Origin of the sequence: Bacillus sp. FJAT-27916 (genome assembly GCF_001183965.1) — a bacterium.
Lineage (GTDB): Bacteria > Bacillota > Bacilli > Bacillales > Pradoshiaceae > Pradoshia.
Genome location: NZ_LFZV01000001.1, coordinates 533,742 through 554,079 on the forward strand (window position 1 = coordinate 533,742; position 20,338 = coordinate 554,079).

Annotated in this window: 17 protein-coding genes; 12 read left to right on the plus strand and 5 right to left on the minus strand. The window is 40.6% G+C overall.

All coding sequences use genetic code 11. The features are described from left to right. Nucleotides 1–9 precede the first annotated feature (9 nt). The 4 genes from sufD to sufB are packed head-to-tail and all read left to right on the plus strand — an operon-like array spanning nucleotide 10 to nucleotide 4,420. Complete coding sequence (sufD, locus tag AC622_RS02445; RefSeq protein ID WP_049669626.1) at nucleotides 10–1,317, plus strand: Fe-S cluster assembly protein SufD; 1,308 nt, start codon at nucleotides 10–12, stop codon at nucleotides 1,315–1,317. Continuing rightward, the gene (locus AC622_RS02450) at nucleotides 1,317–2,546 is read left to right on the plus strand and encodes a cysteine desulfurase (RefSeq protein WP_049669627.1); all 1,230 of its coding nucleotides are present in this window, start codon (nucleotides 1,317–1,319) and stop codon (nucleotides 2,544–2,546) included. The genes sufD and AC622_RS02450 overlap by 1 nt, the downstream gene beginning before the upstream one ends. Next, nucleotides 2,536–2,967 carry a Fe-S cluster assembly sulfur transfer protein SufU gene (sufU, locus tag AC622_RS02455; RefSeq protein ID WP_049669628.1) on the plus strand — a complete coding sequence of 144 codons (432 nt, stop codon included), beginning with the start codon at nucleotides 2,536–2,538 and terminating at the stop codon, nucleotides 2,965–2,967. Before AC622_RS02450 ends, sufU begins: the two co-directional genes overlap by 11 nt. 55 nt (nucleotides 2,968–3,022) lie before the next feature. After that, nucleotides 3,023–4,420 (plus strand): Fe-S cluster assembly protein SufB, encoded by a 1,398-nt coding sequence (sufB, locus tag AC622_RS02460; protein WP_049669629.1) that lies wholly within the window; start codon nucleotides 3,023–3,025, stop codon nucleotides 4,418–4,420. A gap of 313 nt (nucleotides 4,421–4,733) precedes the next feature. Here sufB and AC622_RS02465 read toward each other — a convergent pair whose 3' ends face one another. The 4 genes from AC622_RS02465 to AC622_RS02480 all read right to left on the minus strand — a co-directional run bounded on the left by AC622_RS02465 (nucleotide 4,734) and on the right by AC622_RS02480 (nucleotide 8,064). Further along, the gene (locus tag AC622_RS02465; protein ID WP_049669630.1) at nucleotides 4,734–5,252 is read right to left on the minus strand and encodes a CueP family metal-binding protein; all 519 of its coding nucleotides are present in this window, start codon (nucleotides 5,250–5,252) and stop codon (nucleotides 4,734–4,736) included. Between the two features lie 270 nt (nucleotides 5,253–5,522). Further along, the gene (locus AC622_RS02470; RefSeq protein WP_231589469.1) at nucleotides 5,523–6,452 is read right to left on the minus strand and encodes an NAD(P)-dependent oxidoreductase; all 930 of its coding nucleotides are present in this window, start codon (nucleotides 6,450–6,452) and stop codon (nucleotides 5,523–5,525) included. A 30-nt stretch (nucleotides 6,453–6,482) separates the two neighbouring features. Further along, nucleotides 6,483–7,538, minus strand: coding sequence for an AEC family transporter (locus AC622_RS02475; RefSeq protein ID WP_049669631.1), 1,056 nt, complete (start codon nucleotides 7,536–7,538; stop codon nucleotides 6,483–6,485). A 223-nt stretch (nucleotides 7,539–7,761) separates the two neighbouring features. Continuing rightward, nucleotides 7,762–8,064, minus strand: coding sequence for a c-type cytochrome (locus AC622_RS02480; RefSeq protein ID WP_053103706.1), 303 nt, complete (start codon nucleotides 8,062–8,064; stop codon nucleotides 7,762–7,764). 264 nt (nucleotides 8,065–8,328) lie between these two features. On the opposite strand from AC622_RS02480, the gene adhE reads away from it, so the two are divergent. The 3 genes from adhE to AC622_RS02495 all read left to right on the plus strand — a co-directional run bounded on the left by adhE (nucleotide 8,329) and on the right by AC622_RS02495 (nucleotide 13,424). Further along, nucleotides 8,329–10,932 (plus strand): bifunctional acetaldehyde-CoA/alcohol dehydrogenase, encoded by a 2,604-nt coding sequence (adhE, locus tag AC622_RS02485; protein ID WP_049669632.1) that lies wholly within the window; start codon nucleotides 8,329–8,331, stop codon nucleotides 10,930–10,932. A gap of 234 nt (nucleotides 10,933–11,166) precedes the next feature. Then, on the plus strand, nucleotides 11,167–11,562 hold the full coding sequence (locus AC622_RS02490) for a hypothetical protein (RefSeq protein ID WP_049669633.1): 396 nt from the start codon (nucleotides 11,167–11,169) through the stop codon (nucleotides 11,560–11,562). A gap of 536 nt (nucleotides 11,563–12,098) precedes the next feature. Then, nucleotides 12,099–13,424, plus strand: coding sequence for a copper resistance CopC/CopD family protein (locus AC622_RS02495; protein WP_082196993.1), 1,326 nt, complete (start codon nucleotides 12,099–12,101; stop codon nucleotides 13,422–13,424). Here the strand turns inward: AC622_RS02495 and AC622_RS02500 are convergent. Beyond that, a complete protein-coding gene (locus AC622_RS02500; RefSeq protein ID WP_049669635.1) occupies nucleotides 13,421–13,828 on the minus strand; it encodes a hypothetical protein in 408 nt (135 codons plus the stop codon). The genes AC622_RS02495 and AC622_RS02500 overlap by 4 nt on opposite strands. Nucleotides 13,829–13,923: 95 nt before the next feature. On the opposite strand from AC622_RS02500, the gene AC622_RS02505 reads away from it, so the two are divergent. From AC622_RS02505 to AC622_RS02525, 5 genes are all read left to right on the plus strand, one after another. Next, nucleotides 13,924–14,646, plus strand: a complete 723-nt coding sequence (locus tag AC622_RS02505) for a hypothetical protein (RefSeq protein WP_049669636.1) — start codon at nucleotides 13,924–13,926, stop codon at nucleotides 14,644–14,646. Between the two features lie 125 nt (nucleotides 14,647–14,771). Then, nucleotides 14,772–15,065 carry a hypothetical protein gene (locus tag AC622_RS02510; protein ID WP_049669637.1) on the plus strand — a complete coding sequence of 98 codons (294 nt, stop codon included), beginning with the start codon at nucleotides 14,772–14,774 and terminating at the stop codon, nucleotides 15,063–15,065. Between the two features lie 30 nt (nucleotides 15,066–15,095). Continuing rightward, nucleotides 15,096–15,416: a hypothetical protein gene (locus AC622_RS02515; protein WP_049669638.1), complete on the plus strand. Its 321-nt coding sequence runs from the start codon at nucleotides 15,096–15,098 to the stop codon at nucleotides 15,414–15,416. Further along, nucleotides 15,409–19,080 carry a multicopper oxidase domain-containing protein gene (locus tag AC622_RS02520; protein WP_049669639.1) on the plus strand — a complete coding sequence of 1,224 codons (3,672 nt, stop codon included), beginning with the start codon at nucleotides 15,409–15,411 and terminating at the stop codon, nucleotides 19,078–19,080. The genes AC622_RS02515 and AC622_RS02520 overlap by 8 nt, the downstream gene beginning before the upstream one ends. Beyond that, the gene (locus AC622_RS02525; RefSeq protein ID WP_049669640.1) at nucleotides 19,077–19,970 is read left to right on the plus strand and encodes a hypothetical protein; all 894 of its coding nucleotides are present in this window, start codon (nucleotides 19,077–19,079) and stop codon (nucleotides 19,968–19,970) included. Before AC622_RS02520 ends, AC622_RS02525 begins: the two co-directional genes overlap by 4 nt. Nucleotides 19,971–20,338 lie beyond the last annotated feature (368 nt).

The following is a 20,338-nucleotide window of genomic DNA, read 5'->3' on the forward strand; positions in this document are numbered from 1 at the left end:
AGGATCATTATGACAACAGAAACTACGTTACCAATTGAAAAAGATGCAATCACTTCTTTTTCAAAAGCACATAGTGAGCCTGCTTGGCTAGAAAGCCTTCGTCTTGAAGCCCTTTCTGAAGCCAGTGTGACTCCTATGCCAAAACCAGATAAAACAAAAATCGATAAATGGAATTTAGAGGATATGAAAGTGAGCGCGGTTGACAGTGAGCCGTATGCTGATCTTGATGGGCTCGCTGATGAAGTGAAAAGCTTGCTTAATCCAGCAGAGGACAGAAGCCTCTATATCCAAAGAAACCATACAGCTGCACACCTGACACTTTCGAAAGAACTTCAGGAAAAAGGCGTTATCTTCATGAATCTTCAAGCTGCAGCAAAGGAACATCCTGAGCTTGTTCAAAAATACTTCATGACGAAGAGTGTTCCAGTTACAACAAATAAATTGACTGCTCTTCATGCAGCGTTATTCAATGGCGGCGTATTCTTGTATGTACCTAAGAATGTCGTGATTGAAGAGCCTATTCAAGCAGTCTTTGTTATTGATAATAAAGAAGCAGATCTATATAACCACGTGTTGATCGTTGCAGAGGATAACAGCTCTGTTACGTATGTGGAAAACTATATATCCTTAGCAGACGGCAAGCCGGTTCTTGGAAACTTAATTTCTGAGGTCATTGTCGGAAACAACGCACAAGTAAAATACGGTGCAGTGGATACCCTATCTAAGGATATGCAAACATATGTCAACCGTAATGCATATGTTGAGAATGACGGCCGCGTTGAATGGGCGCTTGGCTTGATGAATGACGGTAATACGATTTCTGAAAACATCACAAATCTTCATGGAAATGGAGCGTATGGTGATACAAAAACAGTCGTTGTCGGAACAGGGAACCAAATCCAGAACTTCACAACGAAGGTTATTCATTTCGGTAAACATTCTAATGGCTACATCTTGAAGCATGGCGTAATGAAAGATGCTGCTTCATCTATCTTCAACGGCATCGGCAAAATTGAACATGGTGCAACGAAAGCAGATGCGGTTCAAGAATCACGCGTATTGATGCTTAGCCCAGAGGCGCGCGGGGATGCAAACCCGATTCTTCTTATTGATGAAGATGATGTAACAGCAGGTCACGCAGCTTCCGTTGGACGCGTCGATCCAACTCAGCTTTACTACTTGATGAGCAGAGGAATCGCCAAAACAGAAGCAGAGCGCTTAATCATTCACGGCTTCTTAGCTCCTGTTGTTAATCAATTACCTGTAGAAGCAGTTAAGAAACAATTGACTGAGGTAATTGAAAGGAAAGTTAAGTAATGATAAGACCTGATATTAAAGAGCTTTTTCCCATCCTTAAGCAAGAAGTCAATGGTCATGAACTTGTTTATCTAGATAGTGCAGCGACATCACAGAAGCCGCTATCTGTCATTCAGACCATCGAAGACTACTATAAACGCTATAATTCCAATGTCCATCGCGGTGTTCATACATTAGGAACCATCGCGACGGATGCTTATGAAAATGCGCGCGAGAAGGTAAGAAAGTTCATTAATGCCCATTCTATTGAGGAGGTTGTTTTCACAAGAGGGACAACAACCTCCATCAATACGGTTGCTGTCAGCTATGGACGAGCTAACCTGAAGCCTGGAGATGAAATTGTCATCAGCATGATGGAGCATCATAGCAATATCATTCCATGGCAGCAAACAGCTAAGGCCACAGGGGCAACCTTAAAGTACATTCCCCTGCAGGAAGACGGAACGATTTCACTTGAGGAAGCAAGAAAGGTAATTACACCTAACACGAAAATCGTCTCTGTTATGCATGTGAGCAATGTTCTAGGCGTTATCAACCCAGTGAAGGAACTAGCGGAGATTGCCCATGAAAACGGTGCGGTCATGGTCGTGGATGGAGCACAAAGTGCCCCGCATATTAAAGTGGATGTCCAAGATCTTGATTGTGACTTTTTCGCTTTTTCAGCTCATAAGATGTGCGGGCCGACTGGTGTCGGTGTCCTATACGGAAAGAAAAAATATCTAGAAGAGATGGAGCCAGTTGAATTCGGCGGAGAAATGATTGACTTCGTAGGATTGCAAGACTCCACTTGGAAAGAACTTCCGTGGAAATTTGAGGCGGGAACGCCGATAATCGCTGGGGCAATCGGACTTGGAGCTGCAATTGATTTTGTGAATGAAATCGGACTCGAAAATATCGAAGCGCATGAACATAAGCTTGCTGCCTATGCTCTTCGGAAATTAGGGGCTATCGAAGGACTCACCATCTATGGTCCGAAAAACCCCGAAGCAAGAGCTGGCGTTATTACATTTAATCTTGATGATGTCCATCCGCATGATGTTGCTACCGTTCTGGATTCAGAGGGTATTGCTATCAGAGCAGGACATCACTGTGCACAGCCATTAATGAAATGGTTACATGTTTCGTCAACGGCACGGGCAAGCTTCTATCTATACAACACAGAACAAGACGTCGACCGCTTGGCCGAAGGACTCGTTAAAACAAAGGAGTATTTCAGTAATGGCTTCTAATAATTTAGATAACCTTTACAGACAAGTAATCATGGATCACTATAAGAATCCTCGCAATAAAGGGTCTCTTGAAGGGGATAGCCTAGTGATTGACATGAATAATCCAACTTGCGGAGATCGAATTCACTTAACTCTTCAGGTGGAGGATGGCATTGTCAAGGATGCAAAGTTTGATGGTGAAGGATGTTCCATCTCCATGTCCTCTGCTTCTATGATGACGCAAACCATCAAAGGCAAGAGTGTGGATGAGGCAATGAAGCTCGCTTCCATTTTCTCTGATATGATGCAAGGCAAGGATTATGATGAAGATAATCTAGACCTCGGTGATATAGAAGCCCTCCAAGGCGTGAATAAGTTCCCGGCACGAATCAAATGTGCCACACTTGCTTGGAAGGCAATGGAAAAAGGTCTGAAGGAATAAATAAAACACGGGTTAGAGGATTTCCTTTAACCAGAAAGAATGGAGGAAGCGATCAATGGCAAAAAAAATGCCTGAAATCGGTGATTATAAATACGGCTTTCATGATAAGGACGTTTCCATCTTCCGTTCTAAACGCGGCCTAACAAAAGAGATCGTTGAAGAGATCTCCCGCATGAAGAACGAACCGCAATGGATGCTTGACTTCCGCTTGAAGTCACTTGAACATTTCTACAAAATGCCTATGCCGCAATGGGGCGGTAACCTTAACGGGCTTAACTTTGACGAAATCACGTACTATGTTAAGCCATCTGAGAAATCAGAGAAATCTTGGGATGAAGTACCTGAAGAAATCAAACGCACATTTGATAAATTAGGTATTCCTGAAGCGGAACAAAAATACTTGGCTGGTGTCTCTGCCCAATATGAATCAGAAGTTGTTTACCACAACATGAAGGAAGACCTCGAAGAAATGGGTATTATCTTCAAGGATACAGATTCGGCTCTCCGTGAGAATGAAGATATCTTCCGTGAACACTGGGCAAAGGTTATCCCGCCATCTGACAATAAGTTTGCTGCTTTGAACTCAGCAGTATGGTCAGGCGGATCATTCATCTATGTACCGCCTGGCGTGAAAGTGGATACGCCATTACAGGCTTACTTCCGCATCAACTCTGAAAACATGGGTCAATTCGAGCGTACATTGATCATTGTTGATAAAGATGCATCTGTGCACTATGTTGAAGGATGTACAGCACCAGTTTACACAACAAACTCCCTTCACAGTGCGGTCGTTGAAATCATCGTGAAAGAAAATGCTTACTGCCGTTATACAACCATCCAAAACTGGGCGAACAACGTATACAACTTGGTTACAAAACGTACCGTTGTTGAAGCGAACGGAACAATGGAATGGGTTGACGGAAACATCGGTTCTAAGCTTACAATGAAATACCCTGCATGTATCCTTAAAGGCGAAGGCGCACGCGGCATGACCTTGTCTATCGCAATCGCTGGTAAAGGTCAGCATCAGGATGCAGGTGCGAAAATGATGCACTTGGCGCCAAACACTTCTTCCACAATTGTTTCGAAATCTATTTCTAAACAAGGCGGAAAAGTAACCTACCGCGGTATTGTCCACTTCGGCAAGAAAGCGGACGGCGCACGCTCTAACATCGAGTGTGACACACTCATTATGGATAATGAATCTACTTCAGATACAATTCCATACAATGAGATTCATAATGATAATATCTCCCTTGAGCATGAAGCGAAGGTTTCCAAGGTTTCTGAAGAACAATTATTCTATCTGATGAGCCGCGGAATCTCTGAGCAAGAAGCGACAGAGATGATCGTTATGGGCTTCATTGAGCCATTCACAAAAGAATTGCCAATGGAATATGCTGTTGAAATGAACCGCCTAATCAGCTTTGAAATGGAAGGTTCCATCGGTTAATATCGTATAAAAAGCCTTGGTAGACACTTGTTTACCAAGGCTTTTTCTATTTCACATTATAGGTCAGTCTATTTATAAGACTACCCTCAAGGAAATGACGAGAGACGAAGAAGCATAGCAATCAGAGGAACGAAGAGAAGTTTTCCTTACTAGAAATAGCTCCGCTTGATAAATGGATAAGCTGCATCCATTTATCGATCGGAGCTATCTTTGTGAAGACAATAGAAAGGGCTGTCAGAAGAGGGAAGGTGAAAAACGAACCAAGTTCTAGAGCGAGGGTATCGTTTTTGGCAAATGACAGGAAGAGTAAATTTTACGATAACTGCATGGTTGTAATACAAGTATTGTCGCCTTCAAAAGTGGAGAGCTCAGATATGGCTGTTTTCCCATCAAATTCAATCTTCACTGTATAGGTTTGATCACGGGGCAACCATAAATCGATGAAACCATTTTTGTATGACTTCTTGGTTTCATTCATAACTACATGACCTTCCTCATCTTGTATGTATAAATTGAATTCCTTTTCAGCTAATTCTCCTTGGCAGCCGGTTAAGCTGTGATTGGTGCAAGGGTGGGTATTGGTGATAAATGGTGCGATTGATACAAAAAACTCATCCTCTGGAAGGTCATACACTGTTTCTTTATCCTCACCCTTTACAAGAAGTTCCTTCGATGTGATGGAAGCAGATTCATCATCCGAATTTCCAACACTGTAATCATGGACCATTTTCTTGATATTCTGTGTTTCCCGATCAATTGCTTCATGCTCTCCACAAGCAGAGACTAGCAGGAAGAGCAATAAGCTAAGTGCTGTCAGCAGCCCTTTTTTCATCTAATTGGTCAACTCCTATTTATGAAAGTGGGTGTTAAACTGGGTATTATTTTAGCATAAATGACTCTTTAGCAGAATGAATAAATGGAATTATATTGAATTTTTTGTTAATGAGAAAGGGCTGCTCCAACAATCAATCTTCACTGACTGTTGGGGCAGCCCTTTTTTGGGGATGGTCGAAGTTCAATTAAGCAAATGCGGTCATAGGTACTTCATGCTTTGCTTGGCCGTCCGTTAATACGGCGTAGAAATTATTGAAGCTTGTTTCAATCATGTTAGAAAGAGCTTCATCCGTATTGGATCCACATGAGGCGTAACAAGGACACGCGGATACATTTCCACTAGTTTTTGAACAGTCGGGTCCGGGAATGAGTGCCAAGGCTCAAACTGTTTAAAGAAGATATCTGTTTCGTTAGCAAAGACATCTGTGCCGAAACCGTCTAGATGATTGCTTTCTAGTGCTTTTAAGATTGCCTTGTTATCTTGTAATTCACCGCGAGCCGTATTGATTAGAATGGAGCCGCGCTTCATTTTTGAAAGGAATTCTTCGTTGATCATGTTCTCGTTTTGGCCAGGGATGTAAGGGACGTGGATCGTTACGATATCGCTGGCTTGCAATAAGGAGTCTAAATCCATGTAGGTTAACACTTCTTTAGCAGCTTCATTTTCAAAAATATCGTAGCCTACTACATTTGCCCCGAGGCCTTTAAATAATTTCGCTTCAGTTAAGCCGATGCGGCCTGTACCAATGATACCGACTGTGCAATTGCGAATCTCTTTGCTGAACATCGTGCTATCTACAAGGAAGTTCTTGTGAGCAGTTCTAACTGTTGTATAAGCAGTACGACGCAGAAGCATCATAGCGAGCGTTAAGGTTAATTCAGCAATCGCATTTGGTGAATAGGATGGGACGTGTGCCACTGGCATGTTGTATTTTTTTGCTGCCTTCAAATCAATGTGATTGTAGCCAACCGTTCTGGTAAATACGTATTTAACTCCATAGTGGGACAATCTCTTTAGATTGATTTCATCAGCAATACAATTTCCTCGTAAAAGGACAGCATCATGTCCCTTTGCTGTATCCACATTTTGATGAGTTAATAGATCTTCAATTAAGGTAAGCTCATAGTTATATTTATTCAGCTTATGGAAGAATGGGACTTCGTTAGGACGAACTCCATAACAGGCAATTTTAATCATGGTTTTATCTCCTTTTATGGTCGGGCTTTATTAGAAAAGACCAACCTTATTGATGATTTCAAGAATAATAATCCAAAATGGCGTAAGCAGAACAGCTGTGATGGTAGAAAGAAGCGAGGCGTTTGATGCCATAATGGCCTCTTTATCAAAGCTGATGGCATAAGCAGCTGCAACTGTTGCCGTAGGTGTAGCCATCATGATAACAATTGTTGCAAGAGCTTCAAAGCTGACAGGCAGAATGTTCGTTACTGTCAAAACAGCAAGGAAAGCAATATTGATCGCTGGTACGAGCAATACTTTAATGGAGCTGTAGTACCAAGAAGTTTTGCAAGATGCGGCTGATTTAAAGCTGATTTCCCCTAAAGTTGCCCCGATGGAAAGCCATGCAAGCGGAGAAGCGATATTAGCTAAGTAGGTCATTGGCTTATATAGCCAGATAGCTGTTTGGTCAATTCGCAAGAACGCCACTGAAGCGGCAGTTCCTTCAGCTGTTGCAACAGTCACCTGCGGCATATAGCCTTGGAAGATCCAGATGAAAAGACCAGCGAATGTCGCAATGACAATCGGATTAAGGAACATCGTTTTAATATTTTTCAGTTCCATTTTCAAGCCGCTCATTTTGATATATCCATAAGAATAAAGGAAGATACGATACCCGATATTGAAAATGGAGCTGAACATAACTCCGACAGGACCATAAATGGCACTGACAATTGGAATACCAAAAAAGGTAGTGGAGCCGAAAATCGTCAATACACGCAATGTGTCTTGCTTGTCTGCATGATAGCGAAGGAAGAAAGGCTTAGAGATAAAGATTAAAATAATGTAAATGGCAATTCCCCAAATGAGTACGTTCATGCCCTGCTTTAAGGTTTCAGGATTGATATCCTGCATAAAGGCATTAAACGCAAGAGCAGGTAAAGCTACCGTTAATACAACATTACTGAGGAGCTTGCTAACCTGAGAGGAGAAAATTTCTTTTTTTCTTAAGAAGAAACCTAACAGAATGATTAGGACAGTAGATGCAATCGCACCGATGAACGCTGAATCTGATAAGGTGGTTTTAAAAATATCAAATAGATTCATTGATGAATACCTCCAGTTAATGTGAATAACTTCACAATATTGATTGTGGCTGAACAGCTTGATTCCGGAACAAGGCTAATTATAGGAGGCACAAAGCTTGGAGAAAACCATTTGTAACTAAAGAAAGTAAAGATAATAACGAAAGAAATGTAAACAGGAACAACAAAACGGGACATTGATATGCCCCGTTTAATCATCAGAGTTTGCACTGCATGCAAAGTATTTATTTTTTCTCGGCCAGCCATGCTGCGACATTCTCAGCCTCTTCACCCTTAATGATTCCTGCAGGCATGCCCCGTCCGCCCTTATTGATCATCTCAAGTATTTCATCCTTGTCCATTTTGGTGCCAATGTTCACAAGTTCAGGTCCTGCATAGCCTTCCAGCGTCTTGCCGTGGCAGGAGGCGCAGTTATTTTGGTAAATCCGTTCTTCTTCGGTCACATTTGCAGTGTTCGTTTCTTCATCAGAGGAGCATGCCCCTAATAAGAAGAGGAGCGGAATGGAGAGCAATGCTTTCTTATACATAGAAATCTCCTTTCTGTACATATATTGCTTGTGATTGTGGTATTCCACACTAATTTTAACATTTCTTCCTGATATTACGGAAAGAAAGTGATTGAGCTCCTATCTTTGTGAAATGTTTCACAAAATTGCCAAAGACAAACGATGATTTTTCAGATAAAATAAAAGTATCAGATGAGGTTATATTTTTTAGTCTGAAAGGGACAGTAATTGACCATGAGGGACAATAATTGCCCCGAAAGAGTATTCCATAGGGAGGAACTATCCATGGCTATTAAAGAAAGAGAAATTGAAGAAGTCCTATCTGTAACGGAAATGATTGATGAATTGGTTGTGAAAGGGAAAGAAGCTCTACATGTGCTCGAAACCTTTGATCAAGAGAAAATTGACGAAATCGTTCATCAAATGTCCATCGCAGGTCTTGACCAGCATATGCCGCTAGCAAAAATGGCAGTGGAAGAAACAGGCCGCGGAATCTACGAAGATAAATGCATCAAAAACATATTTGCAACTGAATACATCTGGCACAGCATTAAATACAACAAAACAGCCGGAGTCATCAATGAAGATGAGCAAACAGGCGTTGTTGAAATCGCTGAGCCTGTGGGAATCGTTGCAGGTGTAACACCAGTTACAAACCCTACTTCTACCACGATGTTCAAAGCATTGATCTCTATCAAAACGCGTAACCCAATTATTTTCGCCTTCCATCCATCTGCGCAAGAGTCTTCTAAGCGAGCAGCAGAAATCTTACACGATGCAGCAGTCAAGGCAGGAGCTCCTGAAGGATGTATTCAATGGATTGAGAAGCCTTCCATTGAAGCAACAAAACAGCTTATGAACCATAAGGATGTTGCGCTTGTATTAGCAACAGGCGGAGCTGGCATGGTCAAATCTGCATACTCTACTGGTAAACCAGCACTTGGCGTTGGCCCAGGAAATGTCCCTTGTTATATTGAAAAATCAGCTAAGGTCAAACGTGCCGTTAATGATGTCATCCTCTCTAAAACATTTGATAACGGAATGATTTGTGCCTCAGAGCAAGCCATCATCGTTGACACGGAAATCTATGATGAAGTAAGAAATGAATTCATCCTCAATAACTGCCACTTCGTCAATGCAACTGAATTGAAAAAACTAGAACGACTAGTAATTAATAAAGATACATGTGCCGTAAACCCTGGCATCGTTGGTAAACCTGCAGCTGAAATCGCAGCTATGGCAGGCTTTAAAGTACCAGCTGATACAAAAATATTGATTGCTGAACTTGAAGGAGCAGGTGCTGATTACCCGCTATCAAGAGAAAAACTTAGCCCAGTGCTTGCCTGCATTCGAGTAAACTCTACTGAGGAAGGCTACCAAACATGCATGAACATGCTCAACCTTGGCGGTCTTGGCCACTCTGCTGTTATTCACAGCACAGATAAAGATGTACAAATGGAATACGGAAAACGAATGAAAGCTTGCCGTATTATCGTCAATGCTCCATCTGCACAAGGCGGTATCGGTGACATCTACAACGGCTTCATTCCTTCCCTGACACTAGGCTGCGGATCTTACGGAAATAACTCTGTATCAGAGAACGTATCTGCAACTCACTTAATCAATGTGAAGAAAATGACTCAACGCCGCAATAACATGCAATGGATCAAATTGCCGCCTAAAGTTTATTTCGAAAAATATTCTACACAATACTTGGCCAAAATGCCACGTATCAAACGTGCCTTCATCGTAACCGATGAAGGGATGGTCCGCCTCGGATATATAGACATTGTTAAAGAATATTTACGTAAAAACAAAGGCATTGAAGCGGTAGAAATGTTCTCAGATGTAGAACCAGACCCAAGTGATGAAACAGTATTCAAAGGCGCTAAATTAATGCATGCATTCCAGCCGGATGTCATCATCGCCATCGGCGGAGGCTCCGCAATGGATGCTGCAAAAGGAATGTGGCTCTTCTATGAACAGCCTGAAACAACCTTCTTCGGCATCAAACAAAAATTCTTGGATATCCGTAAACGTACCTTCAAATATCCAGAACTAGGTGGAAAAGCGCAATTCGTTGCCATCCCAACTACATCCGGTACAGGATCAGAGGTAACACCATTTGCGGTTATCACAGACAAAGAAACAAACGTCAAATACCCATTAGCGGATTACGCTTTAACACCTGATGTGGCCATCATCGACTCTCAATTCGTCATGACCGTACCAAAAAGCATCACGGCTGACACAGGTATGGACGTACTAACTCATGCGATTGAAGCCTATGTATCCGTAATGGCGAGTGACTACACAGACGGTCTTGCCCTAAAAGCAATCGACCTCGTGTTCAAATACTTGAAAGCATCCTATGATAACAACAAGGATGAAGAAGCACGTGAAAAAATGCATAACGCATCCTGCATGGCCGGAATGGCATTCTCTAACGCATTCCTCGGCATTAACCACAGCCTTGCACACAAAATCGGAGCAGAATTCCACATTCCGCACGGCCGTGCCAACGCCATCCTAATGCCGCATGTCATCCGCTACAACGCTATTCGTCCAAGGAAGCACGCCCTCTTCCCTAAATACGAAAGCTACTGCGCAGATGAACGCTATGCACAAATCGCCAGAATGCTCGGACTCCCTGCTTCTACAACAGAAGAAGGCGTCAATTCTCTAGTGAATGCCGTTATCGAACTCGGTAAATCACTCGACATTGACATGAGCATGAAAGGCCAAGGCGTACAAAAAGATGAACTAGACAGCAAACTAAACCGCTTGGCAGAACGTGCATTTGAAGACCAATGTACAACAGCCAACCCTAAATTGCCGCTTATCTCTGAGCTAGAAGACATTTTGAAAGCAGCATATAAGGGAGTTTAATATAATGAAAGAAGAGAAGACAGCTGACGCTGTCTTCTTTTTTTGTGGAGATTTATTTGCCTAACTTATTATTGATTGGTTAGGCAAATTTATAGTCATTTGCTGTGATTCTCAATAGTCTGTTGTATGGGAATTGAATCTAAGATATGGGTATCATCCTGTGCACTAATCCCTTTCAAAGAGTCAGTTTATTACATATATTGAAATAATAAAATGGGGAAGGAGGTTATAAGTTTGAAATCTGAGCATTGTTATTGTGGTGAACGTGGAAGGAATCAAAACCATCCTATCATGAAAGGGCGATATCGAATTCCTGTTCATTTTCCACGCTTTGACTGTGTTGACTGCGGACATTTTTTTGAGATTAATTTAGCAGGACTAACAGACTCCATGAATTTTAAATTAATCGAACTTAAAGGCCATGAAGTAGAAATTGAAACGACTCTTTGTGCAGAAGACAATAAAATCAAAGGGGAAATTCATAATATTGGTATTGATTATATTGATCTTTTAAAGGAGAACGGAGTGATTGTAACGATTTTGAAAGATAAAATCAGTCAGATTCACTGGTTAAATGAAGGCAGAGTTCATCAAGATAAATATTTAGTCGAAACCTCTTTTATCAAATAGAAGGGAGATCTTTGTGTTTTCTTGAATAAAGATGCACCCTTTATCTAATGTGTGCGTCTAGCTTGAGCATTGGTTAGTCCAATGTAATGCGTTGGTTGTTGTCTCTGGTATCGTCGATTATTTGGTGGTGTCCTCCATTGTGAATAGGATGAATTTGAGATCATATAGAATAGTATACGAATCGGGAAGGATGCCATCTTTGTTCAGTGCAAATCGGTCTGTTGCTTAAATCAATATCATTGAAGTCTGCTTTCTAAATTGGTTCTGCTTGTTAAGATTTATTGATTGTTTTCCTTCATTCATGTGATGAAATCGACTGTTGTAGAGCAGCTGTAAGGAAAGATCAAACCGATGTTGCAGAACGAAAATAACCTGAAGGGGTCCGTTTGTGTCAATCATCATGTTGACAGAGCCTATGAATAAATATGGGTGAATGAATGTCTGGTAGAAAGCAGAATTCTCCAACTTAATTTATGGGAAAAGCAGCTTAGTGAGGAGGAAAACGTTTTTTAAGGTCTTTCCAGATAGGGGGTATTATGATGATTAAATTCAAACAACTGTTCATTATTTTTCTCTTTTTCACCTCATTCTTATTATTTATGAGTTCTGACAAAGTACTGGGACATTCTTTTGTTGTTAAGGAATCTCCTGTCCCTAATAGTCAATTAGAAACACCGCCCAAAGAGGTTGTAATTACGTTTGATAAAAAAGTTGAAAGAGAGCTTGCCTCAATAAAGGTAACCAATGAAAAGCAGCAGAAGGTAACAGGCAATCTGCCTCGGTTGAATGATAATCAGAAAGAAATTGCGTTAGAACTCCCAGAGTTAGGGACGGGGATTTATAAGGTCGAATACTATGCAGTTTCATCTAATGATGGTCATCCTATAAGAGGTGCGTATCATTTTAATGTAATTGATGTGAATCCAACGGCCCAAATGGATAGGCATGGAACAATGATGGAACCTGAGCCGCAGCAACCAAGCAGTGAAGAAAACGCCATGAAGGCAGATGCTGGCTCTGACTCAGAATTTACATTAGCTGATGTCAATTTAACAGAATGGCTCATTTATATGATGAGAGCTATTTATTATATAGGCCTATTATTGATCATTGGTTGGGTATTTTGGTGGAGGTATATTAAAGATTACTCCACAGATCTGAAGAAGAAGTATTTATTTTGGGGAATTGTGCTTCAAATGCTACATCTTGTTGGATTACTATCAGTGATATTGATTCAATTAAATATTTTTACCGATCAAGGCTTATCATTCGCTACGGACTTTCCGTTTGGCACTAATTTTGGTTTGATGTGGCTCGTTTCTCTTTTAGTTTCTCTAATTGGTTTTATTGTTTTGTTCCGGAATGAATGGTGTGATCTTGGATGGGTGATGATTCTTCTTTTGGCTAAAAGTTTGAATGGTCATTCACTTGAATTTGAGCCATCGTCTGCTTTAGTACTGAGTAATAGTATTCATCTAATGGCAGCCTCCATTTGGGCATCTGGTCTCACCTTTATCATTGTCTTTTGGAGAAAACAAAGATTATATGTCCAATCCTTTATACCGCTTTTTTCAAGATTCGCCCTAATGAGTATGGTTATTTTATCGATAACAGGTTTCTTTGCAAGCATTGCATTTCTTTCAAGCTTTGAGCAATTATTATCAGGCTGGGGAATTGTCTTGCTGTCGAAAGTGGTTCTAGTAATTTTCGTCATCATTATAGCTGCTCTAATACGCACAGCGATAAAAAAACATAAGAATGCAGATTCAAGAAAACTAATTATGCTAGATTTCTTCCTTATGATGGCTATTATTATTCTTGTGTCTATTTTAACGTATCTAAGTCCAATATCCTTACCTTAGGAACGGATGGAAAAGCACAGCAGACCGAATGTGAAATATACCAGAACCGTTGAAAATGTGATAAGGCCTAAATCTGCAACAACCCCAATCATGGGACCCATTATTCCAGCCATTAACCCGCTTGAAATACCAGAAAGTAATGTTTGATAATCCACCAATGCGCCAAAAAATGCCCCAATAATCATAGCAATAGCTGTAGTGAAAATTGTGACCTCAGTATAATAACCCGGAAAAGTAAAACCAAGGACCGTTCCGACGGCAATCCCCATTACTCCACTACTCGACATAGCAAGATTCATCCCAAGATGATATCCAATTAAATTTCTAACTTTATATAGGAAGGAATAAGAAACAAAACAAACAATGAAGTAGCTTGCAGTAATCAATATGATTAATAGGCTCATAGTATTGGCTCCTTTGAATGAAATTCTGGGCTTATTCAGGTAATGTCTAATAACTAATTGACGAAGAATAAGGATGGAAAGGAACAAGGATAAACATGAGTAACAATGAAAGGTATGAAAATCAACATCCTGAATTAAAACAGGAAGATCGCTTTACCTCCCCTGCAAGTTCATTGCCCTTGTATGAGTTGAAAATGCTGCAAGAATATATTCATGGCGTTAATCTGCAGAACCTGGGAAGTTATCTTCCGCATCATAAAAAGCAAATGATGTTATTGAAGTTTTTTAAACATAAAAAAAACCAGCTAGTTGAGGTCTTTTCAAGAGATGGACATGAGGTCATTAAGACGGTAGGTAAAGTGAATATTGTAGGTAGAAATTTTGTTATGATAAAAACTTTATTCACGCGAATTTGGATTCCGTATCATGCGATTCATTCTGCTAAAACTCCTTTTGGAATTCCAGATCTACCAAGCGGACATCAACATGTCATTTATGATGTGGAGCTGAGACGAAGAATATTGACGAACTTCGGTGAAACTGTTTCGGGTAAAGAAATCTTGAAACAGCAGTTTTTTGAGGAATCATTAAATACCAATTTAACGTTATGGCTAGGCACAAGAGTGACCATAATGGCCGGCAATACGATTAAAGGCAAGATGACCAATATTCATAACGGCTCAATTCAAATAAAGGATAAGAAAAAACATGAAATATCCATCAACAATATAAATTATGTGAGGCAGGGAAGATTTATTTCTTATTTTCAACGCTTAATAGCAAAGGTGAAAAAGGGGCATTTCAGTAAAGAAAAGTAAAAAGATCAATGTAAGTTGATCTTTTTTTGTGAAGAACCTTTATTTTGATTGGGGTAATTCATTATTTAATTTCATTTTTGTTTCCATATATTTGAATATTCATACTATATAGAAGGAAGGGAGAGATGGTTTTGGCAGAAAAAATGATTGATGGAAATCAACTATTCGTAGAATTTGAGAACAAGAATGTTTTACTTGTATTGAAAAGCAGTCAACTTAATATTCTCGGTCAAACGTTCAGACCGATTTTCACGGGGGAAGTAACGAAGGTTGATAATGGTTTCATTACAATGGACAAGCCAATTATTAAGATGCATAATGCGCCCTTTTACACATTTCCAACACCATTATGTTTTCCGATTGAACATATCGTTAGCATCAGCCTTTTTGACCCTAAACGAGTAATACCGATTGTATAATACAAAACTTTTAAGCTAGGATGTGATTCTTTGGATAAAGATACTTTATCAAAGCAACTAAATAGTCAAGTTGATGATATTAATGCTGTTAGACAAGCTCATGTTACCCGTGAATTTAAAGAGCACAAAAAAAGGCGTGCACTTATCATCTTGGCTTCTTATCCATTCTTGATTATCGGCAAGATTATGGATGTTGTTGGTGATTATGTAGTCATAAAAGCTGAGGTGACCAATGTTAACGAGTTAGATGGGGAAACGTTTAATATTCATATTGATAGTATTGAGGTTTTTTATATTCAAATACCAGGTAAACCGGTGATACCTGATATTAGGGGAGAAGATGATGATTAGACATTTTCACATTGTGGCCATATCAGTTCGTATGGTTGTGAATAAATTTGGTGATCATGACCCCGATGGCATGATGTATGTTCTGAAGGAAAATGAGAACATTGTACAAAAAAAGGTGAAATATCATCCATTTACTCCCGTCGATTTAGTAGAGCCACTCGTGATTCGTGCGAATGAAGGCGATGATATTGAAGTCACCTTTGAAAACAAACTCCCGTTTAATACCTCCATGCACATTCAAAATGCTGAATATAAAGTGTTTACTTCTGATGGGGCCTTTGTTGGGATAAATCCAGACACGACCGTTGAACCAAATGAAAAAATCATTTATAAGTGGAAAGTTCATAAGGAAGGAGTTCATTTCTTTTCAGATTTAGGCAACACATTATCAAGTGAATTAGGCAGTAATGTACATGGCTTATTTGGCGCTCTTTTCGTAGAACCGAGAGGCTCTTGGTGGACGGATCCTATTACAGGTAAGCCGATTGAAAGCGGTTGTTTCGCTGATGTGCATAACAAGCTGCTTCCTTCCTTTCGAGAATTCGGCTGGTTTTTCCATGATGAAATGGAAGTGGATGATTTAACAGGACAAGCACCTATTAGTCCCCACACTCTTCAGCCAGAAGCAACACATTTAATCAATTATCGCGCTGAGCCGATGCGTAATAGGATGAGATTGATTCAGGAGGGGGTCGTTTGTCCGGATTGTGAAGGTGAAGAGGTCCATCATGATTCATGGGTGTTCGGTGATCCTGATACTCCTATCCTGCGAGCTTATGTTGGAGATCCAATCAAGATCAGGCTGGTTCATGCCGGTGTCCAAGAAACGCATTCCTTTCATTACCATGTCCATCAATGGTTATTTGAACCAACAGATGTGGACTCGGAGCTAGTCGATGTACAGGCCATTTCCCCGCAAACTCATTATACGGTTTCTCCTCTTTATGGGGCAGGAAGCTTACAAGGTGCAATGGGCGATGCGATTATACACTGTCATCTTTATCCACACTTTGGTGAGGGAATGTGGGGAATGCAACGTAATTTTGATACCTTACAGGATGGCAGTCAATGTTATCCGAATGGTTTACCCATTAAGGCACTGCAACCATTGCCTGGCCGACCATTGCCTCCAAGGCCGACGCCGGAGAAACCAGGATTTCCAGGATTTATTCCCGGGATTGTTGGATCAAAAGCGCCACGTCCGCCACTTGGGATTGTGGGAGGAAGAGAAGCCACTAGGATTGAAAAGAATTCTTTCGCACCAAATGCCCAGCCGGGAGCGGTATTTGTTAATCCATGTATACCGAATGTAACACCTGAAAGGGAATTTCATGTTGTCTTGATGCAAATGCCGATTATTTATAATAATCAAGGATGGCATGATCCGGAAGGCCGATTATATGTGTTGGCAGAAGATGAAGCGGATGTACTTGCGGGAAGAAAGGCACCAGAACCACTTGTTTTAAGGGCAAATGCGGGTGAATGTATTCATTTTAAATTCACCAATAAATTACCTGAAACAATTGGTGGAAATGCCTTCCAATTAGTGAATCGAACCTATGAGGCAGGCATGCATGTTCACTTTGTTAAATTTGACGTTCTTGTAGCAGATGGAGCCAATATTGGCTGGAACTATGATTCGGGGATTCTTCCGGGTGAAACGATCCGTTACCAATGGTTTGCTGATGTTGAATTAAAAGCGACCTTTTGGCATGATCATCTATTTGCTAACGAGCATCAGCAGCATGGTGTTTTTGCAAGTATTAATGTACAAGCAAGAGGTTCAAGATTCTTAGATTCACACACAGGAAAGGAGATTAAATCAGGAACTCAGGCAACCATCATAAATCCATTAATACCAGATTTTCGTGAGCTGAATTTATTTGTACAGGATTTTGCCCTGCTATTTGATAAAGACGGCTGTCCTCTAAATCCGCCTCCGTTTCCAGGGTCCCCCGATGATCCAGGAGTAATGGGAGTTAATTACCGAAATGAACCCATTCAGTTCCGTTTAAAAGAGCCGGATTGCGATCCTGCTTATGTGTTTAGTTCTTGGATCCATGGTGACCCTGTAACGCCGATGTTACAAACCTATAATGGAGATCCTGTTCGTATTCGTCTTCTTCAAGGGGCGCATGAAGAATCGCATAGCTTTAATCTTCATCGCCAGCGCTGGCATAGAGAAAGACTGGATTTAGATTCAGAAATCGATCAGCAGCAACATCTTGTCATAGCCGATTCGTTTACCTTGGAATTTAATATCGAAGGGGAAGGCGACTTCGACATGCTCTATCATTACGGAAGTATTGATGACATTTGGTTAGGCAACTGGGGAATTTTTAGGACATTTGAAAAGAAGGTACCGCACTTGATTCCGCTGCCAGATAGGGAGCCGCCTCCAAAGCGAGAAGAACCTTTACCAAGCCCAACTGGGAAGAAACCTCCAATCGCTCAACAACCGAAACAGCCATACCCGCCTAATGTTGCAGTTCGAAAGTATGAAGTCGTTGCATTAAATACTTCGATCCAGTATAACGATGCTGGGGATCACGATCCTTATGGCATTATCTTCGCCCATAAAGATGATGTGCCCAAAATCTTGAAAGGGGATATAAACCCAGAGCCTCTTATTATTCGGGCTAATACCGGTGAATGGGTAGAAATAACCCTTCATAATCGATTGGAAGACCACTTCCATCATGAGAAAAGACATGGATATCCGTTTGTGCCCGTAAATGCTCCATTTCCTCCATCAAAGCGTATATCCCTGCATGCTCAACATGTGATATACGATGTAAGGTATTCGGATGGTGCAACGGTTGGGTTTAATCATGACCAGACCATCGCTCCAGGGCAAAGTATAACCTATCACTGGTATATCGACCGCGACTTTGGATCAGCCAATCTTTGGGATATGGCAGATGTTCGAAATCATCGCCATCATGGAGCTTTTGGCATGCTGATTGCAGAGCCTAGGGGATCGAATTATCTAGACCCAATGACGAGAGAGGAAGTATATACAGGCAGCCAAGTTGTTATTTCAAATCCTTTATTATATGAATTTAGAGAGTTTGCTCTCTTAATGCATGATGGGGTAAGACTTGTTGATAAGAAGGGAAAACTAATCATTGATCCGGAACCGCTTTTTGTTGAGCCAGAAGAAGAATTAGCGGATCCTGAAGATCAAGGTTCAAGAGGGTTCAACTATCGTACAGAGAGGTTCCATCATCGTATAGATCATCCTAACGAAGTGTATAAAGTATTCAGTTCAAGAAAAGAGAATGGAGATCCGGCTACACCTTTATTTTTAGCCTATCCTGGGGATCCAGTGACGTTTCGGTTTGTATTTCCTTCTGATAAGCCTAGGACGCATACTTTTACCATCCATGGCCATAAATTCTTCAGAAGCCGGGAGGATATGAATTCTTCTATTATATCTGCTGATGGTTTCAACACAGTAGGTTCGAACGATAATTTTGAATTACTCTACGGCGCTGGCGGTTTATTACGGGAAGCAGGAGATTATTTATATCGTTCAGGTCTAATCAGATGGGATATTGAATTAGGGATGTGGGGTATCATGCGGGTTCTAAAGGATAAAACCGAACTATTGAAGCCGCTTCAACTAAAAACTGGTAAGGTTGATAAGGATGATTTGAAATGAACAAATGTCCTAATTGTCAAAGTATAAACTGTCCTTGTGTTGATTATGCTGAATGCCCATGTGATTGTCCCAAAAAAATTCCAACTAAACGATTTACTTCTCCCAATAGTCCGCTTCCACCTGATGAACTAGAAGTGCTGCAACGTTGCATTGAAGCAGCAAATGATTTGCTTCGTTCTCTAGGGAATGAGAGTAATCCGGATAATACGAGGCAGCTGCAACTGCATTTCCTTCAGCTTGAGGGCGTATGTATAAAAGTAAAATTGAAATGTGGAGATAGCAAATCTGAAGATAAAGAATCTTGTTTAGGAGAAGTTGGAGTAGAGATAACGGGAACATTCGTTACAGCAGGCAGGAATTTTATCCAACTAAACGTACTAGGGAATGATGTATTTATTTTGTATGAGAGGCTTATATCAATTTCAAAGGAAGAATCTAAACATCATGCTAAGGAAAAGTTGGATGAGAATCGAAATACTAGAGGAGTAAAGATCTCGAGATTTAGAAAATATTTTCGGAAATTCAAACGGTTCTTTCGAGATTGTCTTAGATGGTTTTTCCCGTCCTCACGAGTCAAAATAACGAAACACCATAAACATGATGAACAAGAGTTTCTTCATGCAGATCGGACTACGAGAAGAGAAATGGTCCTGAACTTTGGGGACTTTGTTTCAAAGAACCCTGAATTAGTCAATTTATTCTTTGGGCTTTCACTTCATATGCATCTGAAACATTATTTGGGTAAGGATATTAAAGTGAAAACCAATGACCATAGGATGATGGAAGGAACATTAGTTAAAGTAGAATCTGAAAAAGTAAAGGTCAAAAATAAGGATAAATCGAAAGAAATAAGTTGGAACGAAATTTGTTTTCTAGAAGTAGAACGATAAGGAATTTCTGTTCAATTATATAAAGAGCATAGCTCATTCAACTGTTAACTAGACACCACGATGTAGAAAGGTTTGTCTAGGCTGTGCCGCACTTAATCGCAAAGAATCTGATTCTGGTAGACTAACGGAGTCAGATTCTTTATTTGTCTAGGTAGGGTTGAAGGTCCTGAGCTTGAAGGCAATGGGAGAAGTCAGGTTATGTTGAGACTTCTTCACATCTTTTCGTAGAAGAATTAAGAACAACTCAAGGGCTCAATAATCTACAAGGTCTTCACGGGAATTTTTCGTTAGATATCTTTGAACCGCATATACCCGATGGTGTGAGGGGTTGTTCGGGAACACTCCCTCCTACTTGATTGTGATGAATT

Coding starts and splice junctions, on each gene's coding strand:
- sufD (WP_049669626.1), top strand. CDS start 10: ATGACAACAGAAACTACGTTACCAATTGAAAAAGATGCAATCACTTCT.
- AC622_RS02495 (WP_082196993.1), top strand. CDS start 12,099: ATGATGATTAAATTCAAACAACTGTTCATTATTTTTCTCTTTTTCACC.
- AC622_RS02510 (WP_049669637.1), top strand. CDS start 14,772: ATGGTTTTGGCAGAAAAAATGATTGATGGAAATCAACTATTCGTAGAA.
- AC622_RS02500 (WP_049669635.1), bottom strand. CDS start 13,828: ATGAGCCTATTAATCATATTGATTACTGCAAGCTACTTCATTGTTTGT.
- AC622_RS02465 (WP_049669630.1), bottom strand. CDS start 5,252: ATGAAAAAAGGGCTGCTGACAGCACTTAGCTTATTGCTCTTCCTGCTA.
- AC622_RS02450 (WP_049669627.1), top strand. CDS start 1,317: ATGATAAGACCTGATATTAAAGAGCTTTTTCCCATCCTTAAGCAAGAA.
- AC622_RS02520 (WP_049669639.1), top strand. CDS start 15,409: ATGATTAGACATTTTCACATTGTGGCCATATCAGTTCGTATGGTTGTG.
- AC622_RS02505 (WP_049669636.1), top strand. CDS start 13,924: ATGAGTAACAATGAAAGGTATGAAAATCAACATCCTGAATTAAAACAG.
- adhE (WP_049669632.1), top strand. CDS start 8,329: ATGGCTATTAAAGAAAGAGAAATTGAAGAAGTCCTATCTGTAACGGAA.
- AC622_RS02480 (WP_053103706.1), bottom strand. CDS start 8,064: ATGTATAAGAAAGCATTGCTCTCCATTCCGCTCCTCTTCTTATTAGGG.
- sufU (WP_049669628.1), top strand. CDS start 2,536: ATGGCTTCTAATAATTTAGATAACCTTTACAGACAAGTAATCATGGAT.
- AC622_RS02525 (WP_049669640.1), top strand. CDS start 19,077: ATGAACAAATGTCCTAATTGTCAAAGTATAAACTGTCCTTGTGTTGAT.
- sufB (WP_049669629.1), top strand. CDS start 3,023: ATGGCAAAAAAAATGCCTGAAATCGGTGATTATAAATACGGCTTTCAT.
- AC622_RS02470 (WP_231589469.1), bottom strand. CDS start 6,452: ATGATTAAAATTGCCTGTTATGGAGTTCGTCCTAACGAAGTCCCATTC.
- AC622_RS02475 (WP_049669631.1), bottom strand. CDS start 7,538: ATGAATCTATTTGATATTTTTAAAACCACCTTATCAGATTCAGCGTTC.